We start from the raw sequence: 23,482 nt of genomic DNA on the forward strand, positions 1-23,482 counted from the left end.
GCGTTTCCCCTCAGAAGCCCGAGGCGCTGCGCGAGGCGGCAATGAGGCTCGCGATGCGCAGTACCGCTTCGCTGGCCGGCTTGTCCGTGCGATGCAAGGTCAGGGTCCAGCCGGCCTTGCGGCAGGCCTCCGCGATGGCCTCGCGATGGGCGGCGAGGCGCTGGCGATATTCATCGCCCCAGGCGCCGGCATCGCCGACGCGCAAGGTCAGCCCGTCTTCCAGGTCGAACAGCTCGGCCTGGCCGCTGAAGGGGAAAGTCTCCTCGATCGGATCGGCGATCAGCAGGACATGGCCGCGTGCGCCTGACGAAGCCAGCGTGGCGATTCGCTGGGCGAGCGCGGAGGCGGGCGAGAGCCCGTCGGTGATGATGATCGCGTCCGACAGCCGGGGCAGCGGCGCTTCCGGGGGCAGGTCGGAGGAGGCGTTGCGCTCATCCGCGAGGATCGCCTGCGCAAGCATCTCGACAATGCGGCGCGATGCGAGCGCCCGCGTCAGCCCGAGATGGCCGACGCGCTCGCCACCTTCGACCATCGTCTCGGCCAGCGCGAAGCCTGCGACCAGCGCGCGGTCGAGCTTCGAGGCCATGGCGAGCGAGGAGGCGAAGCCCATCGAGGGCGAGCGGTCGATCCAGAGCCAGATCGAGTGCGAGGCTTCCCATTCGCGCTCGCGGACGAAGAGATGGCCGTCGCGGGCGGAGCGACGCCAGTCGATGCGCGAGGCCGATTCGCCGGCGACCAGCGGGCGGTATTGCCAGAAGGTCTCGCCCGGGCCGGAGCGGCGTCGGCCATGGATGCCGTGGATGCTGGCCGAGACGCGGCGCGCCTCCAGGATCAGGCGCGGCAGGCGCGCGGCGAGGTCGAGCGCATCCGTGAGGACCGGCCGCGACGGCCGCCTTTCGCTCGGACCCAGGACGCGCGTGCGCAACATCGGCCTATCCCAGCCGTTCCACGAGCTTGCCGATCAGGCCCTCGACCGTCTCGCCATCGGCACGGGCGGCGAAGGTCAGGGCGACGCGGTGCTTCAGAACGGGAATGGCGAGCGCCGCGACATCATCCACCGAAGGGGCGAGCCGGCCCTCGACGAGCGCGCGAGCGCGCACCGCCAGCGTCAGCGACTGGCTGGCACGCGGGCCGGGGCCCCAGGAAAGCTTGTCGGTGACCGAGGCTTCGCCCTCGCCGGGGCGGGCGGAGCGGACGAGGTCGAGGATGGCCTCGACCACGGCGTCACCCACTGGTAGGCGGCGGACGAGGCGCTGGATCGACATCAGCGTCTCGGAGGTCATTGCCGGGGAGGGCTTGTATTCGGCGGCGCCGGTGGTCTCCAGCAGGATGCGGCGCTCGGCCTCGCGGTCGGGGTAGCCGACGTCGATCTCGAGCAGGAAGCGGTCGAGCTGGGCCTCTGGCAGGGGATAGGTGCCTTCCTGCTCGATCGGGTTCTGCGTCGCCAGGACATGGAAGGGCGCCGGCAGGTCGTAGCGCTCGCCGGCCACCGTGACATGGTGTTCCTGCATCGCCTGGAGCAGGGCCGACTGGGTGCGGGGCGAGGCGCGGTTGATCTCGTCCGCCATCAGCAATTGGGCGAAGACCGGGCCCTTGATGAAGCGGAAATGGCGCTTGCCGTCGCTCGATTCGTCGAGAACCTCGGAACCGAGGATGTCGGAGGGCATCAGGTCCGGCGTGAACTGGACGCGCCGCGCCGCGAGGCCGAGCACGGTGCCCATCGCCTCGACGAGCTTGGTCTTGGCGAGGCCAGGGACGCCGACGAGAAGGCCATGGCCGCCCGAAAGCAGCGTCACCAGCGAGAGATCGACGACTTTCTGCTGGCCGAAGATGACCTGGCCGATCTCCTTGCGCGCCGCGCCGATGGCGCCGAGAGCGGCTTCGGCCGCCTCGACGATGCCTGTGTCGAGGTCGATCGGCGAAGTGCTCTCGTTTGCCCGGGCTTGCGCCGCCATGTCGGTCTCCTTCACTGTCGCGGGCCGTTGCGCCGTCCTGCGAACCGTCGATGCGTTCGGCCGTTCAGTGTGGACGGGCCATCACGGCGGCTCAAGCGCCGAATGGAATGGTACACATCAACTCGGCTTCACGATTATGTGGAGTTCAAGGCGGAAACGCGATGCAAGCACGATGCCGCAGCAAGTGGGGATTGGCCTTTCGATGATCGCACCGGGCAATGCGATGGAGCGCCTGATGGCCTCGCTCGGGACTGGCCAGACGCGCGGCCTGCCGCCGGTGGAGCGCTGGAACCCGCCTTTCTGCGGCGATCTCGACATGCGGATCGCTGCCGACGGCACCTGGTTCTACATGGGCACGCCGATCGGCCGGCCGGCGCTGGTGAAGCTGTTCTCCTCGGTGCTCAAGCGCGAAGGCGACGATTACTTTCTCGTGACCCCGGTCGAGAAGGTCGGGATCACCGTCGACGACGCGCCGTTCCAGGCGGTCGAGATGCAGGTCGATGGTACGGGCGATAGCAGGACGCTCGCCTTCCGGACGCAGGTCGACGATCTCGTCTGCATGGGTCCGGACCACGCCTTGCGTTTCGCGCGGGCTGCGCAGGACGGGCTGACGCCTTATGTCCATGTCCGGCGCGGCCTCTGGGCCCGGCTGACGCGGGCGCTGACCTATGACCTGCTGGCGCTCGGCGAGATCAGGGAGGTCGAAGGCGAGGCGATGTTCGGGGTTGCCGCCGCAGGACAATTCTATCCGGCAGTGCCGGCGAGCGAGATCGAGGGCCTCTAGCGTTGATGAGATCGGAAACCGCCCTCAACCTGAGCAGCGAGGGTTTTGCGGCGCTGGCGCGTGAGCGGCTGCGAGCCGAGCCGCCCCTACTGGGCGACGTGATCAGCCGGCCGCGCGGCGATCACGAGCATCAGGCGGCATCCGTGCCGATCCCCGACGAGAAGCGCGCCGTGCCGGCGGCCGTCCTGATCGGCATCGTGCCGCGCCCGGAGGGGCCGACCGTGCTGCTGACGCAGCGCGCGGCGGCGCTCCGCAACCATTCGGCGCAGGTCGCCTTTCCCGGCGGGCGGGTCGATGCCGTCGATGGCTCGCCGGTCGTCACGGCGCTCCGCGAGACCGAAGAGGAGATCGGCCTGTCGCGGTCGCATATCCGCACGCTCGGCTTCCTCGACGCCTATCTCACCGGTACCGGCTACCGGATCGTGCCGGTGGTGGCGCTGGTCGAGCTGCCCTTCTCGTTGACGATCAATCATAACGAGGTCGACGAGGCTTTCGAGACGCCGCTCTCCTTCCTGCTCGATCCCGCCAACCACAAGCGCGAGGGCATCGAGTGGAAGGGACATTTCCGCACCTACTATGCGATGCCGTTCGAGGGTCGCTATATCTGGGGCGCGACTGCTGGCATGATCCGTAATCTCTATGAGCGGCTGGCGGGCTAGAACTGTGTTGCGCGGATGCCGCGCCTGGGAACGACGAAGCTAATGCTGCGCGCGATCATCGAAGAGGTCCTGCTCTTCGTCCTGCCCTTCTGCATCTTTGCAGGTTATCTCGTCATCAAGCGGCGCAACCCCTTCGATGTCGAGCACTGGAGCCGCCATGTCTTTGCCCTGGCGGTAGCCGGATTCCTGCTGGCTATTGCGGTGCTGGTCTATGGCGGCTTCATCGCCCCCCGCAGCAAGGGCGCCTATGAGCCGCCGCATATGGAAAACGGGGTGCTGGTGCCCGGCCGCTTCAAATGAGCGGGGAACGCGGTGGCGACATCGCGCGCTTCCTGGCCCAGCCGGCACTTTCGCGGCTGCTTTCCGCGCTCGACGGTGACGGCGAGGAAACCCGCGTCGTCGGTGGCGCGGTGCGCAATCTCCTGCTTGGGGAACCGGCGAGCGATATCGATCTTGCGACCACTGCCCTGCCGCAGGAGACGATGCGACGCGGCAAGGCGGCCGGCTTCAAGGCGGTGCCGACCGGGATCGAGCACGGCACGGTGACGCTCGTCGGCGATGGCACGAGCTTCGAGGTGACGACGCTGCGGCGCGACGTCGAGACCGATGGGCGCCGGGCCAAGGTCGTGTTCGGCCGGGATTTCACGGCGGATGCGCTGCGGCGCGACTTCACCATCAATGCGCTCGGGCTCGGCCGGGACGGCAAATTGCACGATTATTGCGGCGGGCTCGACGACCTTGCCCGGCGGCGCGTCCGTTTCATCGGCGATGCCGGTACGCGTATCCGCGAGGACTATCTGCGCATCCTGCGCTTCTTTCGCTTCCACGCTCGCTATGGGATAGGCGCGCCCGATGCAGCGGGCTTGAGCGCCTGCATCGCCGGCCGGGATGGACTCGATGGGCTATCGCGCGAGCGGGTGCGGGCGGAGTTGCTGAAGCTCCTGGTGGCGCCCGGCGTCGTCGCGACGATCAGGGCGATGGCTGGCGCCGGGTTATTGATGCCGGTGATCGGCGGCGTGCCGCATCTCTCGCGCTTCGCCGCGATCGCGGGAGATGATGGCGCGGGCGTCTATCCGGCTTTCCGGCTGGCGGCGCTGGCGGTTTCTGTCGGCGAGGACGCCTTGCGCCTGCGCGAAGGCTTGCGGCTATCGAACGAGGAATTCGACCGGCTCGAACGGATCGCGCGGGCGCTGGAAGGTCTGGGAGGCCGGGCGGGACTGCCCGGCATCGCCGCGTTGCGCCATGTCGCCCATGGTGCCGGGAGCGACGCGGCGGCTGCGGCCCTCGTCCTGCTCAATGCGTCAGCGGGGGGCGAGGACAGGGACGGGGTGCAGCGGCTCATCGCCGAGCTCGGTCGGACGCCGCCCTTCCTGCCGACGGGCAAGGACGTCATCGGACGGGGAGTTCTCCCCGGACCGAGTGTGGGGCAGGCCCTTGAGGCGACCCGGCGAGGCTGGATCAAAGCCGGTTGCCCGGCTTCGGCAGACGCCCAACTCGCGTTGCTCGATGCCGCGATCAAGCAAATGGAGGCCTAGGGCCAGCGCACCGTCGGCGGCATCGAGGACAGGATGGAATCGACATTACCGCCGGTCTTCAGCCCGAAGATCGTGCCGCGGTCGTAGAGCAGGTTGAACTCGACATAGCGGCCGCGCCGGACCTGCTGCTCGTGGCGTTCGGCCTCGCTCCAGGGCTTGCCGATATTGCGGCTCAGGATCGTCGGGTAGCTGTCGAGGAAGGCCTCGCCGACGGCGCGGGTGAAGGCGAGATCGGCCTCGGCATCGCCGGTCCAGACATAGTCGTAGAAGATGCCGCCGATGCCGCGCGGCTCGTTGCGGTGCTTCAGGAAGAAATACTCGTCGCACCAGCTCTTGAAGCGCGGGTAATCCGCCACGGCCGGGTGATCGTCGCAGGGTTGGCGCATCGCGGCGTGGAAATCACGCGCGTCGGGGTCGTCCTGATCGCGGCGAGCGTCGAGCACCGGCGTCAGGTCGGCGCCGCCGCCGAACCAGGGTTTCGTCGTGACGACGAAGCGCGTGTTCATGTGCACGGTCGGTGCGTGCGGGTTCCAGGGATGGGCGATCAGCGAGATGCCGGTGGCATGGAAGCGCGGGTCCTGCGCCGCGCCCGGAATTTGCGCCGCGAAATCGGGATGGAAGCTGCCATGCACGGTGGAGACGTGGACTCCGACCTTCTCGAAGACGCGGCCCTTCATGATCGACATGACGCCGCCGCCGCCAGGCGCGCCGTCATGGTTGGTGCGCTGCCAGGGCGTGCGAACGAAGCGCCCGGCCGCGCCCGCCTCGGGCGGGAAGGGGCCGGCGGCCTCATCCTCGACCGCCTCGAAGGCGGCGCAGATGCGGTCGCGCAGGCTCTCGAACCAGGCGGCTGCGCGCGGCTTGAGCGCTTCGACGACGGCCGGATCGGCGGACGGGGATTCAACGGGTTTCGAGGTGGTCATCGTCTGTTCCATCGCGGCCCGGGAAGCCGCCTGTCTGTCGTAATGCCTCGCCCATTACCATTGCTGCCGCCAATGCGACATTGAGCGAGCGCAAACCGGTGCGCATGGGAATGTGAAGGCTGGTGTCCGCCGCTGCGCGAGCCTCGGCCGTGACGCCGGCCGATTCGCGTCCGAGCAGGACGATGTCGCCGGGTTGGAAGTGAAAATCCGGAAGCGGGATCGCGCCATCGGTCTCGGCAAGGACGAGGCGATGGCCATGCTCGCGCCGCCACTGGTCGAAGGTCGCAAAGGAATCGTGCCGGGCAACGGCGGCGCGTTCGAGATAGTCCATGCCGGAGCGGCGGAAATGCCGGTCCGACACGTCGAAAGCAGCGGGCTCGACAATATCGACGGCGAGGCCGAGGCAGGCGGCCATGCGGATCATCGTCCCGGTGTTCTGCGGGATGTCCGGCTGGAAAAGGGCGAGACGAAGCATGCCGGGGTGATGACGGGTCGTGCTGCGAGACGTCAAGGCGGCAGATGGGTTCGGCTTGCTCTTGCTGGTCCGGCCGCGTTGAACCGGGAGGGCTTTCCGGCTTGCCGCCGGCGAGCGCTCCCGGCTCTGTGGTTTCGCGGATCAGTTGAGGCCGACACCGACCCCGAGACCGCCCGAGGAATTGCCGACGCCCGCGCCGACCCCGACGCCATCGCTGCCGATGCCAACGCCGGCCGCTGCTCCGAGGCCGCCCGTGGCGTCGCCGAGCCCGGCACCAAGGCCGGCCCCAATGCCGCCGCTGCCGACGCCGGCACCGACTCCGGCGCCAACGCCACCCGTGCCGGCATTGCCCACACCGGCGCCAACTCCGGCACCGATGCCGCCATTGCCGGCACTGGCTCCTGCGGTTGCACCGACGCCGCTACTACCGGAACCCGCATTCGCTCCGGCTCCGACACCAAGACCGCCCGAGCCCACTCCGGCGTTGGCTCCGGCATCGGCACCGAGCCCGCCGCCATTGGCGCCGAGGCCAAGCGCGAGACCGAGAATGCCGCCCGAGGTGCCGCCACCGGGGGAGCCGGGACTGCCGGGGTTGTTCGGATTGTTCGGGTTGCCGGGCGTGCCCGGGCTACCAGGGCTTCCCGGATTGGTGTTCGAACCGGGCCCCGTCATCGCGCCGCGCGAACTTACGGTCGGGCTATAGGATGCGGCGAGCTTGAGGCATTTGCTCATCGCCGCTCCGCGCAGGCCGTCGCATCCATCGAACGAGGCATATTCAGCTACGCTGTTGCAAGCAGCGAGAAGTGTGCAGGCGCTCAACGCGCCGAGTATTCGTAGCCGCATGGCTCTCTCCTTGGCGGTTAGTCTATGCAGCCGAGAACAGGATCCGTTGCTTTCGGGTTCCTTTCGAGTGTTTCCAAAGGATATCAGGCGCTATACGCCGCCGCGACGATTTTATGATTATTCGATCTTTGGCGTCTGCATCTGGTTTCGGGCGGCCGGAGTCTTTGCCCTTGCCCTAATCCCGCCATCGGAGGCGCCTAGCTGCATCTGTGGCGACGCCTGCCCGACCGAATCCTGACAAGGGATGGCACCGGGAAGCCGGTATCCCGAATTGTCGTTTGTTCCGTCCTCTCATTCTCGCTAGCGAAGCAGGCATGTTCGCTCCGCTCTTCCGTTGGCTCGAAAGCCGAATCGACGTCTTCGCTCCATTCGACGAGCGGGAGACGCCGCCGCGTGGCGTCTGGCCCTTCATGTGGCATCACATCAAGGGCGTGAAGGGCTGGATGGCCCTGATCATGCTGACGGGCCTCGGCTTCAGCGGCATCGAGGCGGCGATGTACCTGATGGTCGGCTGGTTCGTGGACCTGCTCTCGACGCAGTCGCCGGAGACGATCTTCCGCGACCATGGCTGGCTGCTAGCGGGCGCGGCATTCCTGCTCGTCGTCGTCCGGCCGCTGATCTATTTCGCCAACCACGCCATCGTAGACCAGGTCGTGGTGCCGCAGATCACCAACCAGATCCGCTGGCGCAACCATGTCTACACGCTCGGCCATGCGCTCGGGTACTTCCAGAACGACTTTGCCGGGCGCCTTTCCGCCCGCGTCATCCAGGCCGGCCAGTCGATCCGTGGCGCGACGATCGAGGTCATCGACGATCTCTGGTACGCGCTGGTCTTCGCCACGGTTGCGATCGGCTTCTTCGGCAAGACCAGCCTGTGGCTGGCGCTGCCGGTGATCCTGTGGCTGTCGGCCTATGTCGCGCTGCTGATCTATTTCGTACCGCGGGCGAAGCAGCGCTCGGAGGCGAATTCACTGGGGCGCTCGACGACGACCGGGCGCATCGTCGATTCCTACACCAACATCCTGACGGTGAAGCTGTTCGCGCGGGCCGATGCCGAGCGCTCGGCCGTCCGCGACTCGTTGACGCGGTGGAACGCCTCCTTCCTCAACCTGTCGCGCCTGATCACCGGCGTCAGCGTCATCCTGCAGACGATGAACAGCCTGCTCGTGGTGGCCACGGCCTGGCTCGCGCTGCTGCTCTGGAGCCAGGGCGAGATGACGCCGGGCGCGGTCGCCGCCGCCATCGGGCTCGTGCTCCGGCTGGTGCAGATGTCCGGCTGGCTGATCCATCTCGTGCGCGGCATCTTCGAGAATATCGGCTCCGTGCAGGAGAGCATGGAGACGATCGCCAAGCCGCATGACCTGCCGGATGCGGCCGATGCCGTACCGCTCGTCGTCGACAAGGGCGCGATCAGCTTCGACAAGATCCGCTTCAATTACGGGCGAGGGCAGGGGCTGTTCGAGGGGCTCGACCTGCAGATCAGGCCCGGCGAGCGGGTCGGCCTCGTCGGTCCGTCGGGCGCGGGCAAGTCGACATTGGTGAACCTGCTGCTCAGGCTCTATCCGCTCGAAGGCGGCCGCATCCTGATCGACGGGCAGGATATCGCGCATGTCACGCAGGATAGCTTGCGCGCCCAGATCGGCATGGTGACGCAGGATAATTCGCTGCTGCACCGCTCTATCGGCGACAATATCGCCTATGGCCGGATCGGTGCGAGCGAGGCCGAGATCGCGCTCGCGGCGCAGCAGGCCGAGGCGCATGACTTCATTCTCGGCCTCGGCGATCAGGACGGGCGCAAGGGCTTCGATTCGCGCGTCGGCGAGCGCGGCGTGAAGCTTTCGGGCGGGCAGCGCCAGCGCATCGCGATTGCCCGCGTGCTGCTCAAGGACGCACCGATCCTGATCCTCGACGAGGCGACCTCGGCGCTCGACTCGGAGGTCGAGGCAGCGATCCAGCAGCAGCTCGCCGCACTGATGCAGGGCAAGACCGTGATCGCGATCGCGCACCGGCTCTCGACCATCGCCGCGCTGGACCGGCTGATCGTGCTCGATCAGGGGCGGATCGCCGATACAGGCAGCCACGACGAGCTGATCGCACGGGGCGGGCTCTATGCCCGGCTCTGGGCCCGCCAATCGGGCGGATTCCTGGCCGCCGCGGACCCGGAAAAGCTCGCCGTCTGACGTCTACGCCGAAGGACTGTGCGCCATGCATGGCCGGGGCGTTCCAGACAGTAGACTTCGTCCAATCTGCATGTCAAAGAGCCGAAGGTGACGCACCGCCGCATTGCGGCGGCAGCGGCGCGCCCCTATGAGGGCGAGAGGCGATAATTTCGAGCTGTTCCAGCTCGCAAGACGTGTAAGAGGATTGGATCGTGGCGCACGCGACCGATACATCGACCGGAACAACCCGCCGCGACTTCCTGATGCTCGCTACCGGCGCCGCAGGTGCGGTGGGTGTCGGCGCACTTGTCATCCCGCTGATCAGCCAGCTCGCGCCCGACGCGCAGACGGTCGCCGCCGGCGCCCCGGTCGATGTCGACCTGACCCCGATCGCCGAAGGTCAGGCGATCAAGCTGTTCTGGCGCGGCAAGCCGATCTTCGTGCGCCATCGCACCAAGAAGGAGATCGAGGAGGCCAAGGCGGTCGATGTCGCCACGCTGCGCGACCCGCAGACGGATGCCCAGCGCACCAAGGCAGGCCACGAGCAGTTCCTCGTGATCTTCGGCAACTGCACCCATCTCGGCTGCATCCCGCTGGGCACCGCGCCCGGCGAATCGAAGGGCGACTACGACGGCTGGTTCTGCCCCTGCCACGGCTCGCACTACGATTCCTCCGGCCGCATCCGCAAGGGCCCGGCACCGCTCAACCTGCCGGTGCCGCCCTACGCCTTCAACGGCGACACCAAGATCCGGATCGGCTGAGCCATGCGCTCGACGCTTTCCCGCCAAGATGAGACAGCCTTGAGGCATTCTTCATGAGTGGTCACAGTTCCTACGTCCCGAAGACCGGTATCGAGCGCTGGCTCGACGCGCGCCTGCCGATCATCCGCCTCGCGCATGACTCGGCGGTGTCCTATCCGGTCCCGCGCAACCTGAACTACCTGTGGACCTTCGGTGGCATCCTCGTGTTCATGCTGGTGGCGCAGATCATCACCGGCATCATCCTGGTGATGCACTACACCCCGCATGCGTCGATGGCATTCAACTCCGTCGAGCACATCATGCGCGACGTGAACTACGGCTGGCTCCTGCGCTACCTGCACTCGAACGGCGCCTCGATGTTCTTCATCGCCGTCTACGTGCACATCTTCCGCGGGCTTTATTATGGCTCGTACAAGGCGCCGCGCGAGGTGCTCTGGATTCTCGGCGTCGTCATCTTCCTGCTGATGATGGCCACCGCCTTCATGGGCTACGTCCTGCCCTGGGGCCAGATGTCCTTCTGGGGCGCGACCGTCATCACCAACCTGTTCTCGGCGCTGCCTGTGATCGGCGAGACGATCGTCACCTATCTGTGGGGCGGCTACTCGGTCGACAACCCGACGCTGAACCGCTTCTTCTCGCTGCATTACCTGCTGCCGTTCATGATCTTCGGCGTCGTTGTGCTGCACATCTGGGCGCTGCATGTCGTCGGGCAGAACAACCCGACCGGCGTCGAGGTGAAGAACGTCCAGAAGGACACCGTGCCGTTCACGCCCTATGCGACCGTGAAGGACATCTTCGGCATGGTCGTGTTCATGATCCTGTTCTCCTGGTTCGTGTTCTACCAGCCGAACTTCATGGGCCATGCCGACAACTACATTCCGGCGAACCCGGCCTCGACTCCTGCCCACATCGTTCCGGAATGGTACTTCCTGCCGTTCTACGCGATCCTGCGCGCCATTCCCGACAAGCTCGGCGGCGTGCTGGCTATGGGCGCGGCCATCGTCGTGCTCGCCTTCCTGCCCTGGCTCGATACCTCCAAGGTCAAGTCGATGAGCTACCGGCCGATCGGGCGCCAGCTGTTCTGGGCCTTCGTCGTGGTCTGCATCGGCCTCGGCTATCTCGGCGCCATGCCGGCGGAGGGCGGCTACGTCATCGCCTCGCAGATTTTCACCGTGCTGTATTTCGGCTTCTTCGTGGCGCTCTTCGTCGTCGGCCTGTTCGAGCGGCCGAAGGCGCTGCCGACCTCGATCGCAGACTCCGTGCTTGCTTCCGCCAAGGGCGGGTCGGCGGCCGGCGTCGCGGCCGCTACCGCTGCCGAACCGAACGTCAAGGGCTGACGGAACCATGAGCAGAATCTCGTTTCGTCTCGCCCTGACCGGGCTCACAGCTGCCCTCTCGCTGGCGCTGATCCAGCCGGCGGCGCAGGCCGCCGAAGCCGGCCCGAAGCCGCCGCAGCTGACCTGGTCGTTCTCCGGGCCGTTCGGCAAGTTCGACCGGGCCCAGCTGCAGCGCGGTTTCAAGGTCTACAAGGAGGTCTGCGCGAGCTGCCATGGCGCGAGCCTGGTCGCCTTCCGCAACCTGTCGCAGCCCGGCGGCCCCGAGTTCACGCAGGGCCAGGTCGCTGCGCTTGCCGCGACCTACCAAATCAAGGATGGCCCGAACGACGCCGGCGAGATGTTCGACCGGCCCGGCCGTCCGGCCGACCGCTTCCCGTCGCCGTTCGCCAACGAGCAGGCGGCACGCGCGGCCCAGGGCGGTGCCTATCCGCCGGACTTCTCGGTGCTGGCCAAGGCGCGGACCTATACCCGCGGCTTCCCGACCTTCATCTTCGACATCTTCACGCAGTATCAGGAGCAGGGGCCGGACTATATCCATGCCCTGCTGACCGGCTACGAGGACCCGCCGGCGGGCGTGACCCTGCTGCCGGGGCAGAACTACAACCGCTACATGCCCGGCCACCTGATCGCGATGCCGAAGCCGCTCGCCGATGGTCAGGTCGAGTATCCGAAGGGCCCGGACGGCAAGTCGCCGGTGCCGGAGACCGTCGACCAGTATTCCCGCGACGTCACCGCCTTCATGATGTGGATGGCGGAGCCGCATCTCGAGGCGCGCAAGCGCATCGGCCTGCAGGTGATGCTCTTCCTCGTGATCTTCGCGGGGCTGCTCTACTACACCAAGAAGAAGGTGTGGTCGCGCATGCCGGACGGCTCGCCGGCTCACTGATCCGGCTGGATATCGTTTCAGGAAAGGCCCCGGTGACGGGGCCTTTTTCGTTATGGCATCCGTCACTCTCGAACGAAGCGAAGCGCAGATCCGAGAAGCTCTAGCAGGGCAAAGTCCCGGAGCTTCCGCCGGCGGGAGGCGCGCGGGTCAAGCGCGAGCATGACGGCATCCTGCCGGGCGTATTGCGACCGTCATCGAAAGGTGGTCCTTTCCGCGCCGAAACAGGGAATCGACCATGAGCGAAGCCGTTCTCGGAATCATCGGCGGATCGGGCATCTACGATCTGCCGGGCCTGACCGACCTGCGCGAGGAGCGCATCGAAAGCCCCTGGGGCGAGCCTTCGGACGTACTGCGAATCGGCCGGATCGGTCAGACCAAGATCGTCTTCCTGCCGCGTCATGGTCGCGGCCATTCGATCCCGCCTTCCGAGATCAACTACCGCGCCAATATCGACGTGCTGAAGCGGGCGGGCGTGACCGATCTCGTCTCGCTCTCGGCCTGCGGCTCCTACAAGGCCGAGCTCTATCCCGGCCTGTTCGTGTTGGTCGACCAGTTCGTCGACCGGACGAGCCGGCGCGAGAACTCCTTCTTCGGCAAGGGCTGCGTCGCCCACGTCTCGGTCGCCCATCCGGTCGGCCCGGCCCTGCAGGCTCGGATCGCGGCGGCGGCGCAAGCGGAGGAACTGCCCTTCGTGCGCGGCGGCACGCTGGTCACGATGGAAGGCCCGCAATTCTCCACCTATGCCGAATCCACGACCTATCGCGGTCTCGGCTACGACCTGATCGGCATGACGGCGATGCCTGAGGCCAAGCTCGCCCGGGAAGCCGAGATCACCTATGCGACGGTCGCGATGGTGACCGATTACGACTGCTGGCATGAGCTCCATGGCGCCGTCGATGTCGCTTCGGTCATTGCCGTGCTGCACGAGAATGCCGACAAGGCGCGGCGCCTCGTGGCGCGGCTCGCCGCCGATTTCCCGACGCAGCGCGAGCCGTGTCCGGCTGGCTCCCACAACGCGCTCGACAACGCCATCGTGACGGCGCCGGCCTTCCGCGATCCGGCCCTGCTGGCGAAGCTCGATGCCGTCGCTGGGCGTGTGCTCAAGGCGGCGTGATGTCGGCGCCCTTGACGAAGCCGGCCCGGCGTCCGACCAAGGCGACCGCCTTAGTTTCCGAGACGGTGTCCATGAACCTCGCCGACAGCATCCGCGCGATCCCGGATTATCCCCGGCCCGGCATCGTCTTCCGCGACATCACCACGTTGCTCGGCGATGCGCGGGCTTTCCGTCGTGCCGTCGATGAGTTGGTGCAGCCCTTCGCGGGTCTGAAGATCGCCAAGATCGCGGGGATCGAGGCGCGGGGCTTCATCCTGGGCGGGGCGGTTGCGCACCAGCTTTCGGCCGGGTTCATTCCGGTCCGCAAGAAGGGCAAGCTGCCGCTGGAGACGCTGCGCGCGACCTATGCGCTCGAATACGGTACCGACGAGATCGAGATCCATCGCGACGCGGTGCAGCCGGGCGAGCGCGTCCTGCTGGTCGACGATCTCGTCGCGACCGGTGGCACGGCGGAAGCCGCGGTCAACCTGCTCGCAGGGCTCGGCGCCGAGGTCGTGGCGGCCTGCTTCATCGTCGATCTGCCGGAGCTCGGCGGCGCCGACAAGATCCGGCGGCTCGGCGTGCCCGTGCGGACGCTGGTCTCCTTCGCGGGCGACTGAGCGACCATGAAGATCAATGGCCAGCACTACCGGACGATCTGGCTCGCGCAGGATGGTTGGCGCGTCGTGGTGATCGACCAGACGCGTTTGCCTTTCCGCTTCGAGACCGTGGCGCTCGGCTCGGCCGAACAGGCGGCGGATGCGATCCGCAGCATGGTCGTGCGCGGCGCCCCTCTGATCGGCGCGACGGCTGCCTATGGCGTGGCGCTGGCCATGCGAGCGGATGCTTCCGACGCAGCGCTGGAAGCTGCACTCCAGCTGCTTGGCGCGACACGGCCGACCGCCGTCAATCTGCACTGGGCGCTGGCACGGATGCGCGGTGCCCTGGCTCCCCTATCTCCGGAGGCCCGCATCGCGGCCGCCTATGCCGAGGCCGCCGCGATTTGCGACGAGGATGTCGCGCTGTGCCGATCGATCGGCGAGCACGGCCTGTCCTTGATCGCGGAGATCGCGGCGCGGAAGCCCGCGGGCGCGCCGGTCAACATCCTCACCCATTGCAATGCCGGCTGGATCGCCACTGTGGACTGGGGAACGGCGCTGGCTCCGATCTACCTTGCCCATGATGCCGGCATTCCCGTCCATGTCTGGGTCGACGAGACCAGGCCGCGCAACCAGGGCACGGCATTGACGGCCTATGAACTCGGCGCCCATGGCGTGCCGCATACGGTGATCACCGACAATGCCGGCGGGCACCTGATGCAGCGCGGGCAGGTCGATATGGTGATCGTCGGAACCGACCGGACGACGGCTTCCGGCGATGTCGCCAACAAGATCGGAACCTATCTCAAGGCGCTCGCCGCGCATGACAATGGCGTGCCCTTCTATGTGGCGTTGCCCTCGCCGACGATCGACTGGAGCATCCGCGATGGCCTCGCCGATATCCCGATCGAGGAGCGCGCGGCGCGCGAGGTGACGCATCTCTCGGGGCTCGCCGATGACGGCGAGGTCAGGACCGTGCGCGTCGTCGCGCTGGGGAGCGGCGCGGCCAATCCCGCCTTCGACGTGACGCCGGCGCGGCTCGTCACGGGGCTGATCACCGAGCGCGGCGTCTGCACGGCCAGCGCTGACGGCCTCGCGCGGCTCTTCCCCGATCTGGCGAACAGGGACAAGACATGATCGAACAGGAACTGCGCCAGGAAATCGTCGCGGTCGCGCAGGCGATCGACCGGGCGGGGTTCTGCCCGTCGAAATCCGGCAATGTCTCCGCGCGTTTCGGCGACGGCCTGCTGATCACGCCCTCGGGCCTGCCTTATGCGCAGACGAAGCCGGAAGACCTGATCCATCTCGGGCTTGACGGCACGGTGCTGAATGGTAGCCGCAAGCCATCCTCGGAATGGCCCTTCCATGTCGCGATCTACAAGGCGCGCCTGGACGCGCAGGCGATCGTCCATACCCATTCGCCACGGGCCACGGCCCTGTCCTCCACGCGGCGCGGCATCCCGGCCTTCCACTACATGGTCGCGCTCTGCGGCGGCGCCGATGTGCGCTGCGCCGATTACGCTACTTTCGGCACGCCGGAGCTGGCCGAGAACGCCGTGAAGGCACTGGAGGGGCGCAAGGCCGTGCTGCTGGCCAACCATGGCGTCATCGCGCTCGGCCAGACGCTGGCGGGCGCGCATACCATCGTCGCGGAGGTCGAAAACCTCGCGGGGCAGTATCTCGATATCCTGGCGGCGGGGATCGAGCCGGTCATCCTCGACGCAGCCGAGATGGAGCGCGTCGGCGCCAAATTCGCGGGCTACGGCAAGGTCGGTTGACCTGAGCCCAATCGTCTTACGCTCCGTTAAATACTACCACCATAGGGTGGCGCATGATCGTTTCGCGCTACCTGCACGAGTCATTCGATGTACTGTCGGTCGGCGTCTGCGAGTACGATGCGGAGCATCGTGCCGTCGGCTGGAACCGCACGTTCCTGCATTTCTTCCCGGAAGACGACGGGCTGATCTATCCCGGCGAGCCCTATATCGAGAACCTCCGGCGCTTCTACACGCTCAGGCTCGCGCCCGAGGAGATGCACGACATCGACCGCTACATCGCCGAGGGCATGGCGCGGCACGAGCACCAGACGCAGGCCTTCGAATTCCTGCATAACGGCCGGCGGCTGCGCGCGACCTCGCTGCTGGCGCCCTGTGGTGGCCGTGTCAGGATGTGGCAGATGCTCGAGGCGCCCCGCCGTGCGGGAGCAGGCGCCGAGGCGCTGCTGCCGGCTTTCGAGGCGCTGCGCTTCATTCCCGATGGCGCCATGCTCCTCGATAGCGAGGACCGGATCATCGCCACCAACGATGCCTTCCGGGATCTCTACGACATTCCGGCGGATACCCTGGTCGTCGGGTTGAAGTTCGATGAGATTGTCAACGAGTGCTGGCGCGGCGTCTCGGCTGTCGCGGGCCTGCGCGCCAGCATCCTCAACGGTCTGCGCTATGACGGGGCGCCCTTCGAGATCGAATTGCCGGGCCAGCGCTGGCGGCGCGTCGTCGCCCGGCACACGCTGGAAGGCCTGAGCTGCTTCATCCATGCCGATACGACGGCGGCGAAGCGCCAGCAGGCCGCGCTGATCAGCGCGCAGGATGCCCTGCGCGAGGCCAATGCCGAGCTGGTGAAGCTCGCTCAGACGGACGGGCTGACCGGGCTCGCCAATCGCCGCCGCTTCATCGAGTGCCTCGCGAGCGAAGCGGCGCGTCCGCAGGCGCTGGCGCTGCTGATCGTCGACGTCGATCATTTCAAGGCGATCAACGACCAGTTCGGCCATGTCGCGGGCGATACCTGCCTGCGTCTGGTGGCGCAGATCATCGCCGGGCCGCCGACCGGCAGCGCACGTTTGGTCGCACGGCTCGGTGGCGAGGAATTCGGCGTGCTGATAGCGGATGCGACACCGGGCGAGGCGATGGCGGTCGCGGAGGCGATCCGGCAGGCGCTGGCGCAGGCGCCCTGGCGGGCGGTCGATGCGCAGTTGCGGGCTGCGACAGTGTCGATCGGGCTATGCTGCGGGCATGGGCCGCTCGATGGCGATGCGCTCTATGCTCATGCCGACGCGGCGCTCTACGCCGCCAAGCGCAATGGCCGCGACCGGATCGAGATCGCGCATTTGCCGGCAGCGGCAGGTCTGAAAGCGGGCTGAGCTCAGCTCGGCTTACGCTCGACGAAAACGCAGCCGTCGAAGCTGAAGACCTCTTCGCCGTGCTGGTTCGTGCCGGTGTTGCGGTGGAAGAACAGGCCCCATTGCGGGCGCGAAGCGCTTTCGCGCTTGTCGATCACCTCTGAGCGGTAGGTGATGCGATCCCCGGCGAAGACAGGTTTCGTCCAGCGCAGGTTCCTGAAGCCGGGGGAGGGGCCGAGACGTGCGGGGCGGTCCGATGCGGCCGCGAGCTGGCGCCTGCGATGCTGGACCATGCAGGCCATCCAGACAGCGGCCGTATGCCAGCCGGAGGCAGCCAGCCTGCCGAACGAACTGTTGCGCGCCGCCGCCTCGTCCATGTGGAACGGCTGCGGATCGAAGCTGCGGGCGAAGGCGACGATCTCCTCGGGGGTGAAGACGAAGCTGCCGAGCTCGTGGCTGTCGCCGATTGAAAGCTCTTCGAAGAAGCGCGGCGGGCCGGGTGGTTCGGCCGGGTTTTCCAGCGGGCTTTCGACGAGCGGGCGCTCATAGATCGGCGCATGGTCGAGCCAGGGGCCGGCCGGGTGCGTGCCGATGCCGGAGCCCTTGCGGCCGAACATGATCCAGTTGGTCTGTTCCAGGATCGGTTCGTCGCGCTGGTTCAGCAGCTCAAGCTTGAAGCGAACGAGGCCCATCTCCGGGCGCGAGCGCGAGGCCTTGGTCTCCAGCACGGTGCGGCGCGCGCTGACGCTGTCGCCCGGCAGGAGCGGGCGCAGCCATTTCACCTCGTCGATGCCCGGCGCGCCCATGCTGGCGGCGTCGAGCAGGAAATCCTCCGCCATCAGGCGCATCAGCAGCGAGCAGCTATGCCAGCCCGAGCCGATCAGGCGGCCGACGAAGCTCGCCTTGGCGGCTTCGGGATCGACATGAAAATCCTGCGCGTCATAGCGCGAGGCGAAGGCGACGATATCGTCCTGCGAGACGTCGAGGCTGCGCGAGCGTGCGCTCTGACCTGGAACGAAATCCTCGAAATACGACATCGCCGGCTTTCTCAGTTCGCGAAGCGGAAATGCAGCACGTCACCATCGGCGACGACGTATTCCTTGCCTTCGAGCCGGAACTTGCCGGCTTCGCGCGCTCCGGACTCGCCCTTGTTGGCGATGTAGTCCTCGTAGGCGATGGTCTCGGCGCGGATATAGCCCTTCTCGAAATCGGTATGGATCACGCCCGCGGCCTGCGGCCCCTTGGTGCCCTTCTCGATCGTCCAGGCGCGGGCCTCCTTGGGGCCGACCGTGAAATAGGTGACGAGATGGAGCAGGGCGTAGCCGGCGCGAATGACGCGGTTCAGACCAGGTTCGTCGAGGCCGACGGCTTCCAGATACTCGGTCTGCTCCTCGGCCGGGAGGACGGCGATCTCGCTCTCGATCTTGGCAGAGACGACGACAGCGACGGCGCCCTCCTCGGCGGCGCGCTTCTTGACCAGCTCGGAGAAGCTGTTGCCGTTGTCGGCGCTGGCTTCCTCGACATTGCAGACATAGAGCACAGGCTTCGACGACAGCAGTCCGAGCAATTCGAACGGGCGACGTTCTTCTGCCGAAAGCTGGACGAGGCGGGCGGGCTTGCCGTCGCGCAGCAGGGTGAGGCAGCGGTTCATCAGGTCGACCGCTTCCTTGGCCTCCTTGTCGCCGGACTTCGCCTTCTTCTCCAGCGGCAGCACGCGCTTCTCGAGGCTGTCGAGATCGGCGAGCATCAGCTCGGTCTCGATCGTCTCGATATCGTCGACCGGCGAGACCTTGCCCTCGACATGGGTGATGTCGCCATCCTCGAAGCAGCGCACGACATGGGCGATGGCGTCGCATTCGCGGATATTGGCGAGGAACTGGTTGCCGAGCCCTTCGCCGCGTGAAGCGCCGCGCACGAGGCCGGCGATATCGACGAAGGTCAATCGCGTCGGGATGATCTCCTTGGAGCCGGCGATAGCGGCGAGTTTCTCCAGCCGCTCGTCGGGCACGGCGACGTCACCGACATTCGGCTCGATCGTGCAGAACGGGTAATTCGCGGCCTGCGCCGCGGCCGTCTGCGTCAGCGCGTTGAAGAGGGTCGACTTGCCGACATTCGGCAGGCCGACGATACCGCATTTGAAACCCATGGATCGCCTGTTCCGTTGCCCGTGGCGGATCAGCCGCGGCCGGGCGTGAAGCTTTGAAAGTTGCGGCCTTATTGGGGGGCTTGCGCGATAAAGACAAGTGCCGCGGGCCTTATGGCGGCTGTGCCCTTCACGCGAACGTGCATGGCGGTGTGGCAGGCGCGGGTGCTGGATCGGTCGGTATGCCTGCCCGCATCGTTCGGAGCCTCGCCATGAACCGCATTCGCCTCGCGCTCGCCCTGTCGATCGTTGCCTTTGCCGGCGGCGTGGCCGTCGCCCAGGCGCCGGGAACGCGGTTGCGCGGCACGGTCGAGCGGATGGAAGGCGCGACGCTGGAGCTCAAGGCCGCGGACGGGCGGGAGATCAAGGTCGCGCTCGCGCCGGGCTTCTCGGTCGGCGGCATGGTGGCTGCGAAGACCTCCGATATCGCCAAGGGCAGCTTCATCGGCGTCGGCGCCAAGCCGCAACCCGACGGCACTCTGTTGGCCGTGCAGGTCGTGATCTTCCCGGAGGCGATGCGCGGCACGGGTGAGGGGCATCGGCCCTGGGGCGTGCTGCCGGACGCGACCATGACCAATGCGACGGTGGCGGAGACGGTCTCCAAGGTCGACGGCGCCAATCTCGTGCTGAGCTATCCCGGCGGCGAGCAGAAGGTCGCGATCACGTCGGAGGCGACGATCCTGATGGCGGCGCCGGCGGAGGCGAGCGAACTCAAGCCCGGCGCGCAGGTTGCGATGACGGCGAGCCGGCAGGCCGATGGCAGCTTCAGCACGAGCCGGGTGACGGTGGCGAAGGCGGGCGCGAAGCTGCCGCTCTGAGCGAAATCAGCCGTCGCTCTTCTCGCCGAGGCGCTTCACGGCGGCGTGGCCGCGCGCATCCATGAAGAGATGCACCTTGTTCTGGAAGCCGGTGTCGTCATGGGCCGAGAGCAGGGCGGCATGGTCGGCGCAGGCCGTGCAGAGATCCTCGACCCAGGGCTGCTCGGGCTTGCCGAAATCGTTGAGCACGTAGGCATGGACCAGTGCCTTGTCGCCGGGATGGCCGATACCCATGCGAACCCGGCGATAGTCGTTGCCGATGGCGGCCGTCGTCGAGCGCAGGCCGTTATGCCCGGCATTGCCGCCGCCGAGCTTCACGCGCAGCTTGGCCGGCGCGAGGTCGAGCTCGTCATGGAAGACGACGACATCGGCCGGCGCGATCTTGAAGAAGCGCGCGGCCTCGCCGATCGAGCGACCCGACTCGTTCATATAGGTCTGCGGCTTGAGCAGGATGACCTTCTCAGCCCCGATCGTCGCCTCGCAGGCTTCGGCCTGGAAGCGGGCGCGCCAAGGCGAGGCGCGATGCAGGCGCGCGATCTCATCGACGGCCATGAAGCCGATATTGTGCCGGTTGCGGGCATAGCGCGCGCCGGGATTGCCGAGGCCGGCGAAGATCAGCATGGCGGGACTCCGGCAGGCGTGTCAGTTCAGCATCGGATTGGTCCGAAAACCGGAAACCACTTTTCGGTCCGATGCCATAGCAAAACGGCCGGGGCTGGCCCGGCCGTCTCGTGATCGTTCCAGGATGGAAGCGGCGCCGGCTGGCGCCGTTTCATCAGGCCTTGGCTTCGGTCGAAGCTTCGGCGGCCGCGTCGGCGGCCGGCTCGGCCTCGACGGTCGGCGCGGAGACCGTGACGATCGTGGCTTCAGCGCCGACCGAGAGCTTGGCACCGGCCGGGAGCTTGATCGCGTCGGCATGGACGGAGTCGCCGATGTTCAGGCCGGCGACCGAAACGTCGATCGATTCCGGAATGCTGTCGGGCTCGACAGTGACTTCGAGGGCGTGCTCGACGATCTGGACGAGGCCGCCGGCCTTGACGCCCGGGCTCTTGTCCTGACCGACGACGTGCACCGGAACCTGGACCGTGACGGTCTGGCCCTTGGCGACGCGCAGGAAGTCGACATGGATCGGGAAATCCTTGACAGGGTCGAGCTGGTAATCGCGCGGAATGACGCGCTGCTTCTTACCGGCTACGCTGATCTCGAAGATCGTGGTCAGGAAGTGGCCGCCGAAAATCAGCTGGCGGGTCTTGTTGGCGTCGAGCGCGATGGCTTCGGGAGCAGCGCCCCCACCATAAATCACGGCAGGCGTCTGGCCCTGGCGGCGAACAGCACGAGCGGCCCCCTTGCCGACCTGTGCGCGCGCCGAAGCCTCGATTTGCTTCACGGCGGTCATGTTGGATGTCCTTGACTTGTAAATGACAAGGCCGCCTCGTGGCGGCCATGGGCTGGCGCGTTCAGAGCCTCCAAGGGTGTCAGCCGAACGCAGGGGTGCTCATAGGCGAAAACCGCCGCGATCTCAAGCCCGGCTCAGGCTGCGTTCGCAACCTTGCTGTCGGCGAGGGGCGTTGCCTGCAGGGGCTGGGCGAAGCGCAGCAGCCATTCGCGGATGACCGAGGCCGGAACCGGCGGCGAATACAGATAGCCCTGGCCGAGACGGCAGCCCATTTCGGTCAGCCGCTCGGCCTGCGCCTGACGCTCGATACCCTCGGCGACGATCTTCATGCCGAGGCGGCGGGTCATCGTCAGCAGCGCCTCGATGATGATCTCGCTGCGGGCACCGCTATCGATCGAGCCGACGAAGGAGCGGTCGATCTTGATGATATCGATCGGGAAATCGAGCAAATGGGTCAGTGAGGCGAAGCCGGTGCCGAAATCGTCGAGCGCCACCGGCGAGCCGCAGGCGCGCAACGCCTCCATGGTACGCGCGACGCCGTCCTTGCGGCCGCCCATGAAGACCTGCTCGGTGACCTCGACCACGAGCTGCCGCATGGGCACGCCGGCCTTCTCCAGGATGCGGCCGGCGCGCTGCACCAGGTCGCCCTTCTGGAAATCGGCTGAGGTGACGTTGACCGCGACATGCTGGAAGTTGAGGCCGCTCGCCCGCCACTCCGCCATGTCGGCGGCGACCGCCGTCAGCATCTGCGTCGTCGTGCGGTGCGCGATCTTCGGATCGCGGAGCGCGTCCTGGAATTCGCCGGCAGTGACGATGCGGCCGTCGTCGAGGCGCATCCGGGCGAGGGCCTCAAGGCCGACGACCTCGGTCGTGTCGAGGCGGATGACCGGCTGGTAATAGGGAATGATGCGCTCGTCGCCGAGCGCGCCATCGACGTCCCGGCGCACGCGGATGCGCTGCATCATCGCGCTGCGCAATTGCCGGCGGAAGCGGACATAGCGGCCGCGCCGCGTCTCCTTGGCGTGATAGAGCGCGAGATCGGCATTCTGCCGCAATGTGACGCTGTCGAGCCCGTCCTCGCCGGCGATCGCGCCGCCGATGGTGACGCTGGGAACGACGCTATGACCGTCATGGTCGAGGGGCAGAGCCATCGCGGCCGTCGCTGCGGAGGCTAGGGAGCGCATGCGCGCTGGCCCCTCGCAATCCGGGATCAGGACGGCGAATTCGTCGCCGCCGATCCGGCAGGTCAGGCAATCGGCGAGCGCCGTGCCGAGCCGGGTGCCGACCTCGGCGATCAAGGCATCTCCAGCGGCGTGGCCGAGCGTATCGTTGACCAGCTTGAGATGGTCGATATCGATCAGCATCAGGCCGTAGCGGCGGCCGGCGGCGCTCATCTCCGCGATGGCGCCGTTGAACTGGCTGCGGTTCGGCAGGCCGGTCAGCGTGTCGAAATAGGCGAGGCGGTGATTGCGGGTGCGGACCTCGTCATGCTCGATGGCGATGGCGCAGAGATGGACGCAGGTCGCGACGATCTGGCGTTCGAGCAACTGGGCGCAACGGGGGCGGTTGAAATAGAAGGCGAAGGCGCCGACGACGCGACCGTCGCGCGCCTTGATCGGCGTCGACCAGCAGGCGCGCAGGCCGAGCGGCAGGGCAAGCCCGGTATAGGGCGCCCAGAGCGGATCGGTGGCGATGTCGATGACTTCGACGGGCTCGCCGCGGAACACCGCGGTCCCGCAGGAGCCGACATTGGGGCCAACAGGCAATCCCCTGACGCAATTCACATAATGAGCCGGCAGGCTGGGGGAGGCGAGGGGCTGCAGGCAGCCCTGGTCGTCGACGGTGACGACGGAGCAGATCACGCCGGGGGAGATCGCCTCGGCGCGATGGCAAAGCCGCTCCATGCAGGCGATCAGCGGTTCGCCGCGCGCGATATCTTCAAGAATATCGTTCTGAAGAGCCTGCAGGCGGCCCGAAGGTCTGATCACGGATTATCCG

At 67.1% G+C, this 23,482-nt stretch carries 24 protein-coding genes; 14 read left to right on the top strand and 10 right to left on the bottom strand.

The genetic code is table 11. The features are described 5' to 3' along the window. Positions 1-10: 10 nt before the first annotated feature. A complete protein-coding gene (locus NUV79_RS01435; RefSeq protein ID WP_257731293.1) occupies positions 11-928 on the bottom strand; it encodes a DUF58 domain-containing protein in 918 nt (305 codons plus the stop codon). 4 nt (positions 929-932) lie between these two features. After that, positions 933-1,955, bottom strand: coding sequence for an AAA family ATPase (locus NUV79_RS01440; protein ID WP_199089337.1), 1,023 nt, complete (start codon positions 1,953-1,955; stop codon positions 933-935). A gap of 202 nt (positions 1,956-2,157) precedes the next feature. Between NUV79_RS01440 and NUV79_RS01445 the strand changes: the two genes are divergently transcribed. Genes NUV79_RS01445 through NUV79_RS01460 form a run of 4 tightly spaced genes read left to right on the top strand, consistent with a single transcriptional unit; the run spans position 2,158 to position 4,933 of the window. After that, a complete protein-coding gene (locus tag NUV79_RS01445) occupies positions 2,158-2,739 on the top strand; it encodes a DUF1285 domain-containing protein (RefSeq protein WP_257731294.1) in 582 nt (193 codons plus the stop codon). Between the two features lie 5 nt (positions 2,740-2,744). Continuing rightward, positions 2,745-3,398: a CoA pyrophosphatase gene (locus NUV79_RS01450; RefSeq protein WP_257731295.1), complete on the top strand. Its 654-nt coding sequence runs from the start codon at positions 2,745-2,747 to the stop codon at positions 3,396-3,398. Between the two features lie 42 nt (positions 3,399-3,440). Beyond that, positions 3,441-3,698 carry a DUF6111 family protein gene (locus tag NUV79_RS01455; RefSeq protein WP_257731296.1) on the top strand — a complete coding sequence of 86 codons (258 nt, stop codon included), beginning with the start codon at positions 3,441-3,443 and terminating at the stop codon, positions 3,696-3,698. Continuing rightward, complete coding sequence (locus NUV79_RS01460; RefSeq protein WP_257731297.1) at positions 3,695-4,933, top strand: CCA tRNA nucleotidyltransferase; 1,239 nt, start codon at positions 3,695-3,697, stop codon at positions 4,931-4,933. The genes NUV79_RS01455 and NUV79_RS01460 overlap by 4 nt, the downstream gene beginning before the upstream one ends. Here NUV79_RS01460 and hemF read toward each other — a convergent pair. From hemF to NUV79_RS01475, 3 genes are all read right to left on the bottom strand, one after another. Further along, the gene (gene hemF / locus NUV79_RS01465) at positions 4,930-5,856 is read right to left on the bottom strand and encodes an oxygen-dependent coproporphyrinogen oxidase (protein ID WP_257731298.1); all 927 of its coding nucleotides are present in this window, start codon (positions 5,854-5,856) and stop codon (positions 4,930-4,932) included. The genes NUV79_RS01460 and hemF overlap by 4 nt on opposite strands. Further along, positions 5,834-6,331 carry a tRNA (cytidine(34)-2'-O)-methyltransferase gene (locus NUV79_RS01470; RefSeq protein ID WP_257731299.1) on the bottom strand — a complete coding sequence of 166 codons (498 nt, stop codon included), beginning with the start codon at positions 6,329-6,331 and terminating at the stop codon, positions 5,834-5,836. Before NUV79_RS01470 ends, hemF begins: the two co-directional genes overlap by 23 nt. Positions 6,332-6,472: 141 nt before the next feature. Continuing rightward, positions 6,473-7,063: a hypothetical protein gene (locus NUV79_RS01475; RefSeq protein ID WP_257731300.1), complete on the bottom strand. Its 591-nt coding sequence runs from the start codon at positions 7,061-7,063 to the stop codon at positions 6,473-6,475. Positions 7,064-7,488: 425 nt separating this feature from the next. On the opposite strand from NUV79_RS01475, the gene NUV79_RS01480 reads away from it, so the two are divergent. From NUV79_RS01480 to NUV79_RS01520, 9 genes are all read left to right on the top strand, one after another. Further along, a complete protein-coding gene (locus NUV79_RS01480) occupies positions 7,489-9,354 on the top strand; it encodes an ABC transporter ATP-binding protein (RefSeq protein ID WP_257731301.1) in 1,866 nt (621 codons plus the stop codon). Between the two features lie 191 nt (positions 9,355-9,545). Beyond that, a complete protein-coding gene (petA, locus tag NUV79_RS01485) occupies positions 9,546-10,094 on the top strand; it encodes a ubiquinol-cytochrome c reductase iron-sulfur subunit (protein ID WP_257731302.1) in 549 nt (182 codons plus the stop codon). 53 nt (positions 10,095-10,147) lie between these two features. Next, the gene (locus NUV79_RS01490; RefSeq protein WP_257731303.1) at positions 10,148-11,431 is read left to right on the top strand and encodes a cytochrome b; all 1,284 of its coding nucleotides are present in this window, start codon (positions 10,148-10,150) and stop codon (positions 11,429-11,431) included. A 7-nt stretch (positions 11,432-11,438) separates the two neighbouring features. After that, positions 11,439-12,317 carry a cytochrome c1 gene (locus NUV79_RS01495; protein WP_257731304.1) on the top strand — a complete coding sequence of 293 codons (879 nt, stop codon included), beginning with the start codon at positions 11,439-11,441 and terminating at the stop codon, positions 12,315-12,317. Between the two features lie 235 nt (positions 12,318-12,552). Beyond that, positions 12,553-13,431: an S-methyl-5'-thioadenosine phosphorylase gene (locus NUV79_RS01500; protein ID WP_257731305.1), complete on the top strand. Its 879-nt coding sequence runs from the start codon at positions 12,553-12,555 to the stop codon at positions 13,429-13,431. 71 nt (positions 13,432-13,502) lie between these two features. Further along, the gene (locus tag NUV79_RS01505) at positions 13,503-14,030 is read left to right on the top strand and encodes an adenine phosphoribosyltransferase (protein ID WP_257731306.1); all 528 of its coding nucleotides are present in this window, start codon (positions 13,503-13,505) and stop codon (positions 14,028-14,030) included. Between the two features lie 6 nt (positions 14,031-14,036). Then, positions 14,037-15,146 (top strand): S-methyl-5-thioribose-1-phosphate isomerase, encoded by a 1,110-nt coding sequence (gene mtnA, locus NUV79_RS01510; protein ID WP_257731307.1) that lies wholly within the window; start codon positions 14,037-14,039, stop codon positions 15,144-15,146. Further along, positions 15,143-15,787, top strand: a complete 645-nt coding sequence (locus NUV79_RS01515; RefSeq protein WP_257731308.1) for a class II aldolase/adducin family protein — start codon at positions 15,143-15,145, stop codon at positions 15,785-15,787. Before mtnA ends, NUV79_RS01515 begins: the two co-directional genes overlap by 4 nt. A 53-nt stretch (positions 15,788-15,840) precedes the next feature. Next, positions 15,841-17,148, top strand: coding sequence for a sensor domain-containing diguanylate cyclase (locus NUV79_RS01520; protein WP_257731309.1), 1,308 nt, complete (start codon positions 15,841-15,843; stop codon positions 17,146-17,148). Positions 17,149-17,150: 2 nt separating this feature from the next. Here the strand turns inward: NUV79_RS01520 and NUV79_RS01525 are convergent, their stop codons facing one another. Both NUV79_RS01525 and ychF read right to left on the bottom strand, forming a co-directional pair. Beyond that, entirely contained in the window at positions 17,151-18,164 is a 1,014-nt protein-coding gene (locus NUV79_RS01525) for a MaoC family dehydratase (protein WP_257731310.1), read from the bottom strand. An 11-nt stretch (positions 18,165-18,175) separates the two neighbouring features. Continuing rightward, on the bottom strand, positions 18,176-19,273 hold the full coding sequence (gene ychF / locus NUV79_RS01530; protein ID WP_257731311.1) for a redox-regulated ATPase YchF: 1,098 nt from the start codon (positions 19,271-19,273) through the stop codon (positions 18,176-18,178). Between the two features lie 209 nt (positions 19,274-19,482). On the opposite strand from ychF, the gene NUV79_RS01535 reads away from it, so the two are divergent. Further along, positions 19,483-20,088 (top strand): single stranded DNA-binding domain-containing protein, encoded by a 606-nt coding sequence (locus tag NUV79_RS01535; protein ID WP_257731312.1) that lies wholly within the window; start codon positions 19,483-19,485, stop codon positions 20,086-20,088. Between the two features lie 6 nt (positions 20,089-20,094). On the opposite strand, the gene pth is transcribed toward NUV79_RS01535, so the two are convergent. The 3 genes from pth to NUV79_RS01550 all read right to left on the bottom strand — a co-directional run bounded on the left by pth (position 20,095) and on the right by NUV79_RS01550 (position 23,472). Next, entirely contained in the window at positions 20,095-20,709 is a 615-nt protein-coding gene (pth, locus tag NUV79_RS01540; RefSeq protein ID WP_257731313.1) for an aminoacyl-tRNA hydrolase, read from the bottom strand. Between the two features lie 154 nt (positions 20,710-20,863). Further along, a complete protein-coding gene (locus tag NUV79_RS01545; protein WP_257731314.1) occupies positions 20,864-21,484 on the bottom strand; it encodes a 50S ribosomal protein L25/general stress protein Ctc in 621 nt (206 codons plus the stop codon). A 134-nt stretch (positions 21,485-21,618) separates the two neighbouring features. Next, on the bottom strand, positions 21,619-23,472 hold the full coding sequence (locus NUV79_RS01550) for a putative bifunctional diguanylate cyclase/phosphodiesterase (protein WP_257731315.1): 1,854 nt from the start codon (positions 23,470-23,472) through the stop codon (positions 21,619-21,621). Between the last annotated feature and the right edge of the window lie 10 nt (positions 23,473-23,482).

The sequence above is a fragment of the Allobosea sp. 47.2.35 genome (assembly GCF_024655635.1).
Lineage (GTDB): Bacteria > Pseudomonadota > Alphaproteobacteria > Rhizobiales > Beijerinckiaceae > Allobosea.

What these genes read in the sequence shown, in the direction of transcription:
- NUV79_RS01435 (WP_257731293.1), bottom strand. Translation starts at nt 928, where the DNA reads ATGTTGCGCACGCGCGTCCTGGGTCCGAGCGAAAGGCGGCCGTCGCGG.
- NUV79_RS01440 (WP_199089337.1), bottom strand. Translation starts at nt 1,955, where the DNA reads ATGGCGGCGCAAGCCCGGGCAAACGAGAGCACTTCGCCGATCGACCTC.
- NUV79_RS01445 (WP_257731294.1), top strand. Translation starts at nt 2,158, where the DNA reads ATGATCGCACCGGGCAATGCGATGGAGCGCCTGATGGCCTCGCTCGGG.
- NUV79_RS01450 (WP_257731295.1), top strand. Translation starts at nt 2,745, where the DNA reads ATGAGATCGGAAACCGCCCTCAACCTGAGCAGCGAGGGTTTTGCGGCG.
- NUV79_RS01455 (WP_257731296.1), top strand. Translation starts at nt 3,441, where the DNA reads ATGCTGCGCGCGATCATCGAAGAGGTCCTGCTCTTCGTCCTGCCCTTC.
- NUV79_RS01460 (WP_257731297.1), top strand. Translation starts at nt 3,695, where the DNA reads ATGAGCGGGGAACGCGGTGGCGACATCGCGCGCTTCCTGGCCCAGCCG.
- hemF (WP_257731298.1), bottom strand. Translation starts at nt 5,856, where the DNA reads ATGACCACCTCGAAACCCGTTGAATCCCCGTCCGCCGATCCGGCCGTC.
- NUV79_RS01470 (WP_257731299.1), bottom strand. Translation starts at nt 6,331, where the DNA reads ATGCTTCGTCTCGCCCTTTTCCAGCCGGACATCCCGCAGAACACCGGG.
- NUV79_RS01475 (WP_257731300.1), bottom strand. Translation starts at nt 7,063, where the DNA reads ATGAGCAAATGCCTCAAGCTCGCCGCATCCTATAGCCCGACCGTAAGT.
- NUV79_RS01480 (WP_257731301.1), top strand. Translation starts at nt 7,489, where the DNA reads ATGTTCGCTCCGCTCTTCCGTTGGCTCGAAAGCCGAATCGACGTCTTC.
- NUV79_RS01490 (WP_257731303.1), top strand. Translation starts at nt 10,148, where the DNA reads ATGAGTGGTCACAGTTCCTACGTCCCGAAGACCGGTATCGAGCGCTGG.
- NUV79_RS01495 (WP_257731304.1), top strand. Translation starts at nt 11,439, where the DNA reads ATGAGCAGAATCTCGTTTCGTCTCGCCCTGACCGGGCTCACAGCTGCC.
- NUV79_RS01500 (WP_257731305.1), top strand. Translation starts at nt 12,553, where the DNA reads ATGAGCGAAGCCGTTCTCGGAATCATCGGCGGATCGGGCATCTACGAT.
- NUV79_RS01505 (WP_257731306.1), top strand. Translation starts at nt 13,503, where the DNA reads ATGAACCTCGCCGACAGCATCCGCGCGATCCCGGATTATCCCCGGCCC.
- mtnA (WP_257731307.1), top strand. Translation starts at nt 14,037, where the DNA reads ATGAAGATCAATGGCCAGCACTACCGGACGATCTGGCTCGCGCAGGAT.
- NUV79_RS01515 (WP_257731308.1), top strand. Translation starts at nt 15,143, where the DNA reads ATGATCGAACAGGAACTGCGCCAGGAAATCGTCGCGGTCGCGCAGGCG.
- NUV79_RS01520 (WP_257731309.1), top strand. Translation starts at nt 15,841, where the DNA reads ATGATCGTTTCGCGCTACCTGCACGAGTCATTCGATGTACTGTCGGTC.
- NUV79_RS01525 (WP_257731310.1), bottom strand. Translation starts at nt 18,164, where the DNA reads ATGTCGTATTTCGAGGATTTCGTTCCAGGTCAGAGCGCACGCTCGCGC.
- ychF (WP_257731311.1), bottom strand. Translation starts at nt 19,273, where the DNA reads ATGGGTTTCAAATGCGGTATCGTCGGCCTGCCGAATGTCGGCAAGTCG.
- NUV79_RS01535 (WP_257731312.1), top strand. Translation starts at nt 19,483, where the DNA reads ATGAACCGCATTCGCCTCGCGCTCGCCCTGTCGATCGTTGCCTTTGCC.
- pth (WP_257731313.1), bottom strand. Translation starts at nt 20,709, where the DNA reads ATGCTGATCTTCGCCGGCCTCGGCAATCCCGGCGCGCGCTATGCCCGC.
- NUV79_RS01545 (WP_257731314.1), bottom strand. Translation starts at nt 21,484, where the DNA reads ATGACCGCCGTGAAGCAAATCGAGGCTTCGGCGCGCGCACAGGTCGGC.